The organism is Gilvimarinus chinensis DSM 19667 (assembly GCF_000377745.1).
Lineage (GTDB): Bacteria > Pseudomonadota > Gammaproteobacteria > Pseudomonadales > Cellvibrionaceae > Gilvimarinus > Gilvimarinus chinensis.
Map to the genome: position 1 here is coordinate 1 of NZ_KB898720.1, position 12,903 is coordinate 12,903.

The following is a 12,903-nucleotide window of genomic DNA, read 5'->3' on the forward strand; positions in this document are numbered from 1 at the left end:
TTCCCGACAATCAATTTCGTCGTCGTGACAAAACCTTTGCCAAGCAAAAAGACAAATACGGAAAACGGCACAGAGATACCTTAAAAGGCATCAAGAGTGTTATTCCGTCCAGCGAATTCGACTTTGATAAACGACAAAAAACCTGTCGTTGTCCCGAAGGCAATGAAATGTGGCTCAGTCACGAAACCGTCGAGCCCAACGGAAAACGTAAATTGTTTTTCCAGGGCAAGCTCACCGACTGTCGGCATTGCCCTATTAAAGAACAGTGCATGCGAAACCCGAGCTCGGCGGATACACGCGAGGGCGCTGGGCGCCAAGTGTCATTTACGTGGACGAATGGGCGCACAGCGACGGACTGGATGAAGCGCCGAGTCGATAGCCGGCTTGGTAAAGCTATTTACAGTCATCGAATGTCGGTCGTTGAGCCGGTGTTTGGCAATATCGGAACCAATAAGCGGCTTAATCGTTTTACATTACGTGGTCGAAAGAAGGTCGAAGGACAATGGCAGTTGTATTGCTTAGTCCACAACATTGAGAAAATCGCGCGATATGGTTCCATAGGGTGAGGACACAGACTTATCCACACTCGATTTGTGCCCTGAACGCCTATTAGGTGATTATGTTAAGCAGTTATGATCAAATGGTGGTCAGTAAATTACAGAGAAATGGCCTGTGGAAAAGCTGCAATTGCAGATCTGTTTTTCTACAGCCTCGTTATAAGCTCCTATGAAAATTGAAGTTATTCGTGAAGCTTGCTGTTCTCAAGATGACCAGTTAGGCCCCCTTTCTATCGCAGTGGACATTCCTGATGAGGCAATGGTCTGGGAGCTGGCTAGGGAAATTGGGGAGGCTAATTTTCTTCAGTTCAGCGGAACTCATAGAATCATTGATGTTTATTGTGCCGGAAAGCATCTGTTCAGCATTCCGGCTGTTGGGATAGAGGGTGGTCGTGTTGAGTACATTGTTGGCCGGAATGATCTAGCCAGTAATTACCTTCGAGAAAACAAGGTTCAATGCACCTGGCCATCAGGCTTATAACAAGTGGCTGTATTTAGGGTGAGGTCTAAATTGACAGTCGATCATGACCTAGCTTTCGCCCTCTCCTGATGAAACGCCGCTGTGAAGGCGAACATAATCAAGTGAGATAAGCCTGAGGTGAATCTAGCGCGTAAGGGTTGCGAGCGTGTTTTCTTTAACCGAAAATTCCAATCATTTTGTATCGCAGGAAGCGCTACCCACTAACACGACTTCTAAGAAAACCACTGAAACTGGACCATTGCCATCACGAGCAACAAAGGCAATAGAAACGCCAGCATCGCAGGCAATACCTTGTAGGGTAAATCAAAACGATCCCCCAGCTCCGCGTAAGAGCGATACGTGGCAAACAGAAAACAATAGATGTAGAACAAGCGCACCGCCCAGACCTGAACCGCTCCCTGCGCCGCGTGGACCGTTCGGTCAAAGCCGGCAATCGCAGGCTCAGCCCAGTGCAGGCAAATAAATGCCAGCCACATCAACGTACCCAGTGGAAAAATCACATATTTAATCAAGCAAGCTAAGGCATTGTGGATTTTATTGTTCATAGTGCCGCCTTATGACGTGGCCCCAATGCTGATAGAAGTTTCCTGAGCGTGAATAAGCCTAGCAATCCGATGCTCTGGGTTGACATGCCGAGAATCATTGAGGCCTCAAACAAAAGTCTAGCTCCATTCGTTTATTGTAATTATTCCAGCATCGATTCAATGTCCTTGATGGGCAACAATAGAGTCATTGGATCAATGCGCGATTCTTTGAACCCGTATCGTAAATAAAAATCCCTGGCGGCTTCATCAATCGTATGTACCAAGAGTGCCCGCACCCCAATTGACTGGGATACTGCGAGTGTTCGGAATATTGCATCTTTTAAAAGATGTTTCCCGCGCAACAAGCCACTTTCTCGCGCAGAAAGGTCAACAGCTAATCGGCCTAGCACTATTACAGGAATAGGATCTGGCATTTTCCTGGAAATGCTTCCTGGTGCTGAGGTGCGTTCTACTGAGCCGCTGGCTAGGCAGTAGTAACCCTGCACAACATTGTCCTTACATGCCACGTAAGTTTTACTGGCGTGTGACAACTGATTCTTTAGAGCGGTATCCGAAAGCCAGCCATTGAGTGTGTCATTGCCGCAATCGAACCCCGCAACGATGTGATCTTTTGTGAATAGTGTTGGCGCACTTAGTCCCACGGATCCTCCTCAGCAAGTAGCGCTCGGAGATTGCGAGGCTTTGGTGGTGGCTCGGTTAAAGCAGCCTCAAAAGCCGCAAACTCGTCTTCATTCAGCAGAAACAGCCGCTGATTTAACAATATGTTTTCTGCCTCCCTGCAAGCAGCCTCAACAATAAAGGCTGTCCTATCTTTCTTGGCGATGGATGCGGCGCGTGTCAACAAGGACTGGACGCTGGGCTCCACCCGCATATTAATTGGCGTTGATTTAGCCATTGGTTATGCCTCCGTGACCTAGAGTAATCCCGCCTCTTTGGGCGGTGTATATCAATTAGATACACATTATCGTATAGCTAATCGATATACGCAAGAGGGTTGATATTTTGTATTGTGCAATACAAAATTAAGCCATGACTCAGGAAGATAACCCAACAAGTGACATTTACGGCGCCATCGGCCGGGCCTATGCACATTTCAATGGTCGGCTCTTTGATGGCCAGCTGCCGGCATGCCTGTTTGTGTTGCAGAGGCCACCCGGGATGATGGGCTATGTCAGCCAGCGGCGCTGGGTTAACGACGCCAAGCAGTACGTGGACGAGCTGGCAATCAACCCGAGTATTGGGTTGGGCACCCATTGTTGGAGGTGATGCAAACTCTGGTGCATGAGCAATGTCATGTTTGGCAGAATTACTATGGGAAGCCAAGCCGTCGCTCTTATCACAATCGAGAGTGGGCGGATAAAATGATTGCTATTGGCTTGATGCCATCGACCACCGGCCGTCCTGGAGGCAAGCAAACCGGGCAACACATGAACGACTATGTTCTGGCGGGTGGGGCCTTCCAGACAGCCGCTGTAGATCTGATGGCCACAGGGTTCGGTTGGTTGGATCGTTCGGTCCCGGCCGGGGAGCAGGCTTCTGTGGTCGTGTCAATCAGCATGATTGCCAGCTCTACCTAGCAATTAATGACATTGAGCACGGGAAGACCAAAGCCATGTCGCCGCGGACAATTGCATTTGTGATGCATTTCCATAAAACGATCCTAAACGAGTTTAATCAGGTGGCGTTCCGCAAGAAATTCTACAGCACCTTAGAGAAGGTTCAAAAAAATCTGGATGACTGGATATTATACTACAATAATCAACAAGCACATCAGGGCAAAATGTGCTGTGGCAGAACGACGATGAATACATTACTTGATGGGAAAACGGTCTGGGTCGAGAAAAATCTAGTCCAGATCTAAACTGACAGACGCCGGATAAAAAAGAGATAGCTGTCAGATCAAGTCTGAGCCGCTGCAGCTTAAGTAAGTGCCATTCAGGCCTGACACGCCAGTGGAGTACAACACCTTTAGATTCACGCTTCAAGTTATTCCGGATTGTGGTGTTGTGTCAGAAATAAAATTGCTGTTATGATGGCGGCGATAATTTCAAACTTAACAATAAGACTATAAGTACTAGGAAAATAAATTTTCAGGATGAAAATTATGCCCAGCGACAACCCCTTCGTTTCAGTGGTTATTCCCGTATATAACGGGGAAGACTACGTCTCATCCTGTATTGAGCGATTAAAAAATCAAACATATCCCAGAAAAGATTATGAAGTAATCGTTGTTGACAACATGTCAACCGATAGTACTAGAGAAATACTCGAATCAAATAATCTTGGCTATTTAACGGCAGAAACAGCTGGACCTTCTGCGGCAAGGAATGTCGGAATACAGAATGCCAGTGGTGATATCATTATATTTATTGATATAGACTGCTTTTGCGATCCTGACTTCATTGAGTGTCACGTTAAGGCTCATCACTTTCACTGTAATAATGACGAAAGAATACAGGTTATTGGTGGTAGTATTTCTGGCATTAATAACAATTTTATTGCTGTTTGCGATGATTATAGCTCTTGGTACCATTACCATCCGAAAATGGATGTGCGCGAGAATGCGATTTTCTTACCCACTGCAAACCTAAGTGTTGCACGTGAGGTGTTCTCAATAGTTGGTGGTTTCGACGAAAATCTTCGTTATGGTGAAGATCTTGCGTTTTGCATGAGGCTGCGTGACGCTAATATTCGTGTTTGCTTTGACCCTTCCGCTAAGTTAAAACACGTTAACAGAACAAGCATAACCGATCTGTTTATGCATGCAGTAAATTGGGGGATGGGTGACAATAACGCACTGATTAATGGCTATAGGGGAAAACCCAACAGGATACTGCTACTTCTGAATTCACTCGCCAATGTTTTGATATACATGCTTCATCCTGCATATTGTTGTATAAGAACAAAAAGATGGGCCTTTATTATATTCTTTCCTTTTGTGGCTGCACATCGCGCTGTGTTCGCACTGACGCTTATTTGGGGGGCAGTTCATTATTCGTTTACCTGAAGGATTCAAACTGAGACGCGTGACTAATTATTATAGATAATGATGCGACAGATATAAACGGAAAGACATCCCCAAATTGATGACTACATTTTTAGATTCGATAACATAAAAATAATTATCTTGAATGGATACTGCCATAACGAGCTCATAAGGAAATAAATAATGTCATATTATGAAAGCTTTAAAAAAAGCATCAAGAAGTCTATTGACCCTAGTGACGAGGTTACCGACCAAGAGCTATTCGAAGCCCTAAAACAACAAGAACTTGGCGTTTTTGAAAGCATTCTTGGGAGTTTATCCGCTGAACAGATTTTAACTGTAGATGAAATGCAGATATTCAATTCGTTTGATCTCGAAGAACCGACCGATAAGGTAAATAACCAAGGAAATAAAACTGTTGTTATGAAGCTAACGCGGTTGTGCAACCTGCGATGCGACTACTGCTTTTCTTGGGCTGAGGGGCCAGATCAAACAATGACCTTCTCAACAATTGCGAAAACAATATATGAAAATCAAAGGGAGACGAATCTAGAAAATATTACATATGTATGGCATGGAGGTGAAGTTACAATTCTCGGGGTTAAGGTTTTCATTAAAATGATTTGGCTACAGTCTCAATTCAAGAGAGAAGGGCAAAACATTTCAAATGCCCTCCAAACCAATGGTGTTAACGTTAGTGATGAATGGTTTGAGTTCATGGAGTTGCTCAGACTGCCTGTGGGGTTAAGCATGGATGGAATTCCAGACCTTAATGATGTCAGGCGGAAAAAGGTGGATGGAAGTGGCAGCTCACAAGATGTCATCAATTTTATAAGCCGGGTAAATCAATCTAAAATTGAGCTAGGCTGTCTCGTTGTGATCGACAAAGAAAACATGACAATGGATATGGAAGAGCTTTTCAATTTCTTCATTTCCATGGGTGTGGATAAGATAGATTTTCTTAATTATACCGTCGATTCCGAGTACATAAATAAAGTATTTAATTCGCCAGAAAGTTTAATTTATTCTGATAATGTTGACCCTAAATTTATTTCGTTTCCAGAGTTCTGTTCGTTTATGTTAAATGTTTTTAAGCTCTGGAAGTCGACTTATCAGGACAAAATAACAATACGTTTTCTGGATAAGCTTATCGAAGCAATCTTCAACGAATCGAACATAGACAATTGCTATTTCGAAGGGGGATGCCTGGATTCTATTTTCACAATTGAGCCTGATGGCGCCATTGATAGCTGCGATCGGTTAATTGGAATAGACCGCGATGCATGCGGCGAGCAATCATCCTCTGGATGCAACTCATGCTCCTCAAGCAACATTGAGACGTTTGCATATGAAGATGGCATGAGTAATTGTAACTGGTTTTATTTGTGTGGTGGTGGTTGCCCGCATGACAGGATTGCTGGTACAGCATTATCCCATTCTTACGATGGGGCTTGCTGTGGCATGCAAGAACTGCTTGACAACATATACAATTTCGTATTGAGCAAGCAATCAATCAAGCCGAAAGGAGTAAGTCAAAATGAAAGCATCAATATTAATTAAAGACTTTATTGAGACCAACAAAAGTAAAATTACCAACCCGCGTAAAAATGAAATCCACTGCAGTAGCAGCTGGACCTGGAGATTCTAAGTGTTTATGACCCCGCGCTTTTAAGCGCGGGTTTTAATGGTTTTTTTAATGCATGCAGGTCGTATTTATAATGTCTCTTTATTTCGTTCGCTCAACGTTCCTTTTGATGCTATGTCTATTTTCAGTATCTGTATTTTCCAGTCCCAAAGAAGAAAGTAAGAATATATGTGACGACAACTCGATTACTACCAAGTTGAATGGTGTAGAGGTCAATCTAGCTATAGATGCGACCTTGAAATCTTATGTGATTTTGAATCCGGAGCCTGCCAAAAAAGCTGGCTTAAAAAAGTCATTTTTTTCATCCGTTAAAAAATATGTTAGAGATAAAACTATAAAGGGTAGCGTTGACGAGGCTAAGATTGAGATAAGAGGAAAAGAAAGAAAAGTCCGAGTCGTCTGGTTTGAAAGAAACTATGTTCATGATTCGAGGTACGATGGAGTTATTGGTTTAAATGAAATCGGCACCAATAGTGTCAAGCTGAATTTTTGCAGCCAGAATCTAAATTCTGACGACGAATCGTACGTAACAAAAACCATACCTTTTAAATATGAGAATAAGCGCGTTTTGGTTGAAAGTGTACTTCCGGATAGGTTAGATGTAATGTTTGACCTTAATCACAGGCACATAAATATTGGCAGCGATGCTTATAGTTATATGTTGTCTGAAGGTATGCTTAAAAAATCAAATCAATACGCATATCAGGAGCTTGAATTCGGTTATTACTTGCCGTCTAGAAAAATTTCATTGATTACCTCTATTCTCAACGGCGTGGTTGTTGATTCGGAAAACGTGTTTACGCCAATTAGTGAGCATCAAATGGTCGATGATCAGTCGGGATCTATCGATGGCGAATACATTGATGCAATAGAAGAGGTGGTTACTTACGGTTACAAGCCTAAAAAGGACGCAGAGTTTAAGTCATTTATTAAGCTCGGCAGCAGCGCCCTACCTAATTGCCGAAGTTTGACTTTTGATCTCAAAAACAAGTTGATAAATCTAAGTTGCTTAGAGTCAAAAAATGAATAAATTCACGAATATATTTAAGGATAATCCTCTATTCTCTGATTTATCAGTTGATGTTGTTAGTTGCACTGAAGCTTCACTTATCATTTCGGTAACCGAATTAACAAGCAAGAAAAACGAGCTGGGAGTGGTGAGTGGGTCGTTTGCTCTATCATTCTTCGATACTGCTGTCGGATTTTTTATCGTCAATAAAAATGATGCCCTTAGATCAGCAACAATTTTTAACTACAATATGAATATATTTTCGCCGCTAAAAGGAGATAATTTCTTTGTGGAAGTTTCACAATTATCACACGGAACCAATGTGTGTGCTTTCCAAATTGATTGCTATGTGATGCGGGTCGAAACCAAAAGGTTGTTAGCTTCTGGTCAAATTCATGCATATATATCTTTAAAGAAATCACTGAAATAAGAAGGTTGCATAATGTCGTATATGTCTTTGCTTCTAAAAAGATATAGAGGCGACTGCCTATTGATTTTATTAGTTCTGACCACTAACAGCTTAATTTTACTGCTGTTCACAAAAGTGATTAAGCATGTTTCTGTGAATGTACAGGAGTTTCAAGGAATTACGTCGAATTACCTGGCAATACTGATTTCACTATTTGTTGCAACTCTCATAGTGGCGACACTTTTTTTTTATAGGCTTTATTTGGTTGCGTCCTTATCCGAAAAAGTGTCTTTTGATTTAAGGCGTATTTTTTTTGAAAAGGTTTTACATCTTCCCCCCAAAAGTATGAAAGCAATCAAAATCTGTGGGCTCCCTTCAATTCTCACATCCGATGTGATGTATGCTCAAACCACGCTGACGTCTGCCATTTCATCACTGTATGCATCAACTTTAGTATTTATTGGCGCGCTTTCCGTAATGATGGCTTCATATTTGAAGTACACATTGTTTTTTTTAATGTTCGTTTTTCTCTCATCAATTCCTCTTTTTTTGGGCGGAAGATTAGTCAAGGTAAGGTCATCAAAAAACCAGCTAATTTTAAGTCAGCTCTCTAATTTTCTTAACCAATATGTTGGAAGATTTAAAACTGTGGTTTCAAATAATCAACATGACAAAGAGGTGATGTATTTTGAAGAAAAAGTAGATCAGGTTAGAGCATCTGCTATAGAAAAGTATAAGGCACTATCAATATTTAGTGCAAGCATTGTTATTTTTCTTGGAATTTCCATGTTTTGTATGGCTGCGATAATAATAAATGATTTGGTTTCAGAAACCGTATCCCGGTCAGACGTAATCACTTTCCTGTTCTACATGGCCTTGTGTTCAGGTGCTATTGTTAATCTCGTTGGTCTATACGGTGATATTCAAACTGTTAGTGGCGCCTTTTCACGTATAAAAAATATACTTGATATGCCTGATGCTCAGGATTCTGGTGGTTTGAGCCTGAAGAATGTTCACTCTCTGGCGTTTAATAATGTATTTTATCAGTATCAGGACGCTAGCACACCTGTGCTTGATAATTTTTCCTTCATGATTGGTTGTGGCGATGCTGTTGTGCTGACAGGCCGATCAGGAATTGGTAAGTCAACCATTATAGATTTAATGACGGGCCTAATAGAGCCTGATAGCGGCCGCATACTGGTTTCAGGGATTGACCTGAACAAAATAAATCGGCGATCCTATATAGAGAGAGTGGCGATTGTATATCAGCAGGTCGACATTATTCCAGGGACGATATTGGATAATATTTCCTATGGTGTGGCCAGTTTCACTCAATATGATATTGAGAGAGTAACAGAAGTAAGTGGAGCCAAGAGGTTTATAAGCAATCTGCCGGAGGGGTATCACACCTTAATCGGTGAAGGAAATCTCAAGCTGTCAGGCGGAGAGGCACAAATGATAGCCATTGCTCGAGCGCTGATAAAAAAACCAGATTTACTCATTTTGGATGAGTCTACAAATGCTATTGATGAAAAAACAGAGCTTAAAATACTTAAAAATATTAAAGGTGAGCTGGAGGGTAAAATGTTGATCCACGTAACTCATAAAATTAAAAATATGGATATATATACAGACGTTATTCGTGTTCACTAAAAGTATAGCAAAAAATAAGTTCTAACGATTTTGAGCCTCAATCAAGTAGAGAATATGACCTACGAACGTTGTAGCGTTGGTTTTTTCATGTATCCGGAATTCGGTGCTTACAACCCTACACTCAAAATAGCAAATTATCTCACTTCAATCGGCTTTCAAGTTGTCTATTTCGGACCTATCGATTTCCAGGCTCACGTTGAGCAACACGGATTTCGGTATCATTCAGTGCTGCGAGATCGATTGCCTAAAGGCACATTCAATCAACCCCCTTTACTGGGCTCCCTCAGCCTTTTTAAACGGCTTAAGCATTTAATTCCACTTAAAAGAGAAATCAGTATTATTTACTATGAGGCTCTAGCCTCTGGTGAAATTGAGCGTGAAATTTCATCTGTGAATATCGATCTACTAATGGTTGATGCCTTACTCGCGAGATTGGCGTCAGTGATATCGACGACCGGGCTTCCTGTGCTATCTCTGGCGACAGAACTAGTAGGGGTTGACCGTTATTTGGCTCCCCACAGTTCAAGTTTAATTTGTTCTAAAAAGACTTCATTTTTAAGGGCTAGAATTCTATTCCGTTGGTTCGTTTTTGATCTTTCTCGCGTGGGTATAAAATGTATGATGGGAGTAATTCTGATGCTGAATGATTTCCCTAATACGGACAGGCGTCTCCATAGGCTAAAAGCCTGCGTACGCAACATAGAAAGAAAACATTCGTTAGGTTCTTTAAAATGCGAATATGGCACAAGACCCAAACTTCCAGAGATTGTTTTATGCCCTTGGGAGTTTGAGTTTGATATGGCATTAAAGTCCGACCATCGAGTATATTTAGGTGACTGTATTCATTTCAGTCGAAAAGACAAAATCGATTTTCCTTGGGATTTTTTTTCCGGCGTTCCGGTTGTCTATTGTTCCTTAGGTACACACATTGCTAATTATGGCTATGCTACGCATTTCTTCAAGCAAATATTGTTAGTCGCTAAATCTAATCAACAATACCAGTTTGTGCTAAGTGTGGGGTCAGGAACGGCCACTAATGATTACGGATCTGTGCCTGATAATGTTTTGGTAAGGAGCAAAGTTCCTCAACTAGAACTGTTGAAGCGTTCATCGATTATGTTAACCAACGGCGGTTTGGGAACAATAAAAGAGTGCATTTTACATGGTGTTCCGATGTTGGTTCTACCATGTGCTTTTGATCAGCCTGGAAACGCTGCGCGAGTCTGCCATAAGGGAATAGGCCGGGTCCAGAATATTAGGAAAGTCAATGCTGATCGTCTTAGCAAGCATATAGAGGCACTCATGAATGACAAAAAGTACAAACGCAATATTACTAGATTGAAGAGAAGTATCGAACGCAATGACAACTTCCATAATTCGCTGTCCGCGATTCTGGCCCAAATGTTAAATAGTGAACTAGAAAAACGGCGTAATTGATTTTTTCAACACAGCGCCGTCAGCGCCACAATTTTTTCAAAAACAAGGGCATTGGCTATGCCAGCTTTCTGGAACTGTCGTCAATTATGGATACGTCGCCATCCTCCGCTCAGGCTGGGGTATTTCTTTGATCCTCGGTAACGGGGTCGAGTTTCGGCTGAGTCAGGATGGATGATCGGGCTCGATAATCAGGCGTTGATCTGGCTCCGCACAGAGACCACCGGCATGCGCAAATCGCTCCGAGACTTGAGTGCCCTGGTCCGTAATCAGTTGCAGAATAATCCGCTCAGCGGCCAGTATTTTGTCTTCGTCAATCGCGCAAGATCCAGGTGAAGATGCTATATTTTCGCCACCGGTTATTAGGGGCGGAACCACTCGTCACTAATGAAGTCTAAAAAACGCAATAATCACAACGAAATGCATCATGGATTTAGTGCGAGTAGAGGACATTAACGGCCGTTTTTTAGAATCTGCCCACCCGGTTGGGCGAGATTGTCGTGCCTGGGTGGCGGCTGTGGTGATATCGCTTTTGGCTCACGCTTTTCTGGGTTGGTTATGGAAGTCGTACGAGCCTGAACCAAAACCTACTAAGACTGTCAGCTTTAAGCTGCAGTTGCAAACGGCTCGAACGGAACCCTCCTCCGTAATTAGTGCAATAGAGAGCGAATCTCAGCTTCAAAGTTCCTCGTCAAACACACGCCCGAAGACCGGCTCACTGCCTGAACAAACGCTCACGTCCTATAAAAAAGATCCGCCGAAGAAGGAAGTGGATCGTAATGCCGACCCCGCGCAAGCCGAACATGTGGAAACCCCAAGTCCAGTAACGTCCACCCCCTCTGGGGTTCCATCATCGAATACCAAAACCGTGTTCGACCCGCGCTTACGCGCAAAGCTTGATCACGCGGCTGCCGCAACACCGACCTCGCGCTACAAAACCCCTACTTACACGGATGTTAGTGGCAGCACTCGAGTAGAGTTGGGTGAGGGAAGGTGTCTACGCTCCAAAGTGGAAAAAAAACGGGGCTTCTCCACCGATTGGTATTTAACCGGTTGCAAACAACAGCAAAGCGAAGGGGATGTGATTATTCAGGGGCTGGAGCGAAAGCTTCGACGTTAAACGCTTGCACCAGGTGAGTGATAATAGCTTTTACAGTTGCAATGGTCGTAGTTTTAGCCTGTGCCCATTGTAAAGCGAAGTAGAAGCGGGGGTCAGATACGAATTTGACCTTTGAGATCAGCTCGGTACTTAACTTCATAGAGTAGCGGAGGGGGGCGGAGATCTTTACGATAACACACAAGTCCGTCTGAAGTATTAAGGCCGCTCACTATGCTTAGAGCCATTTTTACTCTCGCGAAATATCCAGGTGCAGTGTAAACCTCCCCTAAAATAGCGACACTTTCTTTTAGAGTTCTCCGGCGTACACTACGTCAACACGGAGAATCAAAATGAAAAATCACGCTACACGGAAACGCAGATCGTTAGGATTCTGAAGGAAGTAGAAGGCGGCAGACTGGTCAAAGAGGTGTGCCGGGAATATGGGGTATCCGACGCCACCTATTACAACTGGAAATCCAAGTATGGCGGCATGGAAGCGTCCGATATCAAGCGACTCAAAGAACTGGAGGAGGAGAATCGCCATCTGAAGGCGATGTTCGCTGACCTCAGTCTGGAGCATAAGATCCTCAAGGATATCGTCGAAAAAAAGCTGTAAAGCCAGCGATCAGGCGCGAGCTGGTCGACTATGCCCAACAAGAGCATGGTGCCAGCCTCCGTATGGCCTGCCGCGCTGTTGGCATCAGTGATTCAGTGTATCGGTATCAGTCCAATCCCAATCGGGATGATGAGGTGATCGCCAAACTCCAAGAGGCAGTGGAACGCTATCCAGCCTACGGTTTCGACAAGTTGTTTAAGATCCTGCGGCGCTGGGGGCACGGCTGGAATCACAAGCGCGTCCACCGCCTGTATTGCGAGCTGAATCTGAACAAGCGCCGCAGAGGCAAGAAGCGGTTGCCCAGTCGTAATCCAGAGCCGCTATCGGTGCCAGCGCAAGCAAACCACTGTTGGTCGATGGATTTTATGAGTGACAGCCTGTTCTGCGGCCGCCGGTTCCGAACCTTTAACCTGGTTGACGACTTCAACCGGGAAGCGCTGGCAATCGAGATTGATCTGAACCTCCCAGC

At 43.4% G+C, this 12,903-nt stretch carries 15 protein-coding genes and 2 pseudogenes; 14 read left to right on the top strand and 3 right to left on the bottom strand.

Annotation, left to right across the window (positions count from 1 at the left end):
• Both D568_RS0118440 and D568_RS0118445 read left to right on the top strand, forming a co-directional pair.
• A partial coding sequence (locus D568_RS0118440) for a transposase (protein WP_020207489.1) occupies window positions 1-566 on the top strand: 566 nt, incomplete at its 5' end.
• Between the two features lie 160 nt (window positions 567-726).
• Window positions 727-1,038 carry a hypothetical protein gene (locus D568_RS0118445; protein WP_020211081.1) on the top strand — a complete coding sequence of 104 codons (312 nt, stop codon included), beginning with the start codon at window positions 727-729 and terminating at the stop codon, window positions 1,036-1,038.
• Window positions 1,039-1,250: 212 nt separating this feature from the next.
• Here D568_RS0118445 and D568_RS0118450 read toward each other — a convergent pair whose 3' ends face one another.
• The 3 genes from D568_RS0118450 to D568_RS0118460 all read right to left on the bottom strand — a co-directional run bounded on the left by D568_RS0118450 (window position 1,251) and on the right by D568_RS0118460 (window position 2,478).
• Complete coding sequence (locus D568_RS0118450; RefSeq protein WP_020211082.1) at window positions 1,251-1,583, bottom strand: hypothetical protein; 333 nt, start codon at window positions 1,581-1,583, stop codon at window positions 1,251-1,253.
• A 140-nt stretch (window positions 1,584-1,723) separates the two neighbouring features.
• Entirely contained in the window at window positions 1,724-2,224 is a 501-nt protein-coding gene (locus D568_RS0118455) for a GNAT family N-acetyltransferase (protein WP_020211083.1), read from the bottom strand.
• A complete protein-coding gene (locus D568_RS0118460) occupies window positions 2,215-2,478 on the bottom strand; it encodes a type II toxin-antitoxin system TacA family antitoxin (RefSeq protein WP_020211084.1) in 264 nt (87 codons plus the stop codon). Before D568_RS0118460 ends, D568_RS0118455 begins: the two co-directional genes overlap by 10 nt.
• A gap of 134 nt (window positions 2,479-2,612) precedes the next feature.
• On the opposite strand from D568_RS0118460, the gene D568_RS21320 reads away from it, so the two are divergent.
• From D568_RS21320 to D568_RS21610, 12 genes and pseudogenes are all read left to right on the top strand, one after another.
• Window positions 2,613-2,849, top strand: coding sequence for a hypothetical protein (locus D568_RS21320; protein ID WP_051084105.1), 237 nt, complete (start codon window positions 2,613-2,615; stop codon window positions 2,847-2,849).
• Window positions 2,837-3,160, top strand: a complete 324-nt coding sequence (locus D568_RS21325; RefSeq protein ID WP_157498015.1) for a hypothetical protein — start codon at window positions 2,837-2,839, stop codon at window positions 3,158-3,160. Before D568_RS21320 ends, D568_RS21325 begins: the two co-directional genes overlap by 13 nt.
• Window positions 3,106-3,444: pseudogene (locus D568_RS22095) on the top strand (IS481 family transposase); the annotation flags it as partial. The gene D568_RS21325 and the pseudogene D568_RS22095, both read left to right, overlap by 55 nt.
• Window positions 3,445-3,687: 243 nt before the next feature.
• A complete protein-coding gene (locus tag D568_RS20780; protein WP_051084107.1) occupies window positions 3,688-4,590 on the top strand; it encodes a glycosyltransferase in 903 nt (300 codons plus the stop codon).
• 162 nt (window positions 4,591-4,752) lie between these two features.
• Window positions 4,753-6,129 (top strand): radical SAM protein, encoded by a 1,377-nt coding sequence (locus tag D568_RS0118480; RefSeq protein ID WP_020211088.1) that lies wholly within the window; start codon window positions 4,753-4,755, stop codon window positions 6,127-6,129.
• A gap of 158 nt (window positions 6,130-6,287) precedes the next feature.
• On the top strand, window positions 6,288-7,244 hold the full coding sequence (locus tag D568_RS0118485) for a hypothetical protein (protein WP_157498017.1): 957 nt from the start codon (window positions 6,288-6,290) through the stop codon (window positions 7,242-7,244).
• Complete coding sequence (locus D568_RS0118490; protein WP_020211090.1) at window positions 7,237-7,653, top strand: hypothetical protein; 417 nt, start codon at window positions 7,237-7,239, stop codon at window positions 7,651-7,653. The genes D568_RS0118485 and D568_RS0118490 overlap by 8 nt, the downstream gene beginning before the upstream one ends.
• 60 nt (window positions 7,654-7,713) lie before the next feature.
• The gene (locus D568_RS0118495; protein ID WP_169334816.1) at window positions 7,714-9,285 is read left to right on the top strand and encodes an ABC transporter ATP-binding protein; all 1,572 of its coding nucleotides are present in this window, start codon (window positions 7,714-7,716) and stop codon (window positions 9,283-9,285) included.
• Between the two features lie 54 nt (window positions 9,286-9,339).
• Window positions 9,340-10,722 carry a nucleotide disphospho-sugar-binding domain-containing protein gene (locus tag D568_RS0118500; protein WP_020211092.1) on the top strand — a complete coding sequence of 461 codons (1,383 nt, stop codon included), beginning with the start codon at window positions 9,340-9,342 and terminating at the stop codon, window positions 10,720-10,722.
• Between the two features lie 171 nt (window positions 10,723-10,893).
• Window positions 10,894-11,055, top strand: a complete 162-nt coding sequence (gene tnpB / locus D568_RS22315) for an IS66 family insertion sequence element accessory protein TnpB (RefSeq protein WP_040517208.1) — start codon at window positions 10,894-10,896, stop codon at window positions 11,053-11,055.
• 91 nt (window positions 11,056-11,146) lie between these two features.
• On the top strand, window positions 11,147-11,839 hold the full coding sequence (locus D568_RS0118510; RefSeq protein WP_020211094.1) for a hypothetical protein: 693 nt from the start codon (window positions 11,147-11,149) through the stop codon (window positions 11,837-11,839).
• Between the two features lie 358 nt (window positions 11,840-12,197).
• Window positions 12,198-12,903, top strand: a pseudogene (locus D568_RS21610) (IS3 family transposase); the annotation flags it as partial.

Excerpts from the sequence above, each read along its gene's own strand:
- D568_RS0118445 (WP_020211081.1), top strand. The coding sequence starts at position 727 with ATGAAAATTGAAGTTATTCGTGAAGCTTGCTGTTCTCAAGATGACCAG.
- D568_RS0118450 (WP_020211082.1), bottom strand. The coding sequence starts at position 1,583 with ATGAACAATAAAATCCACAATGCCTTAGCTTGCTTGATTAAATATGTG.
- D568_RS0118460 (WP_020211084.1), bottom strand. The coding sequence starts at position 2,478 with ATGGCTAAATCAACGCCAATTAATATGCGGGTGGAGCCCAGCGTCCAG.
- D568_RS21320 (WP_051084105.1), top strand. The coding sequence starts at position 2,613 with ATGACTCAGGAAGATAACCCAACAAGTGACATTTACGGCGCCATCGGC.
- D568_RS20780 (WP_051084107.1), top strand. The coding sequence starts at position 3,688 with ATGCCCAGCGACAACCCCTTCGTTTCAGTGGTTATTCCCGTATATAAC.
- D568_RS0118480 (WP_020211088.1), top strand. The coding sequence starts at position 4,753 with ATGTCATATTATGAAAGCTTTAAAAAAAGCATCAAGAAGTCTATTGAC.
- D568_RS0118485 (WP_157498017.1), top strand. The coding sequence starts at position 6,288 with ATGTCTCTTTATTTCGTTCGCTCAACGTTCCTTTTGATGCTATGTCTA.
- D568_RS0118490 (WP_020211090.1), top strand. The coding sequence starts at position 7,237 with ATGAATAAATTCACGAATATATTTAAGGATAATCCTCTATTCTCTGAT.
- D568_RS0118500 (WP_020211092.1), top strand. The coding sequence starts at position 9,340 with ATGACCTACGAACGTTGTAGCGTTGGTTTTTTCATGTATCCGGAATTC.
- tnpB (WP_040517208.1), top strand. The coding sequence starts at position 10,894 with ATGATCGGGCTCGATAATCAGGCGTTGATCTGGCTCCGCACAGAGACC.
- D568_RS0118510 (WP_020211094.1), top strand. The coding sequence starts at position 11,147 with ATGGATTTAGTGCGAGTAGAGGACATTAACGGCCGTTTTTTAGAATCT.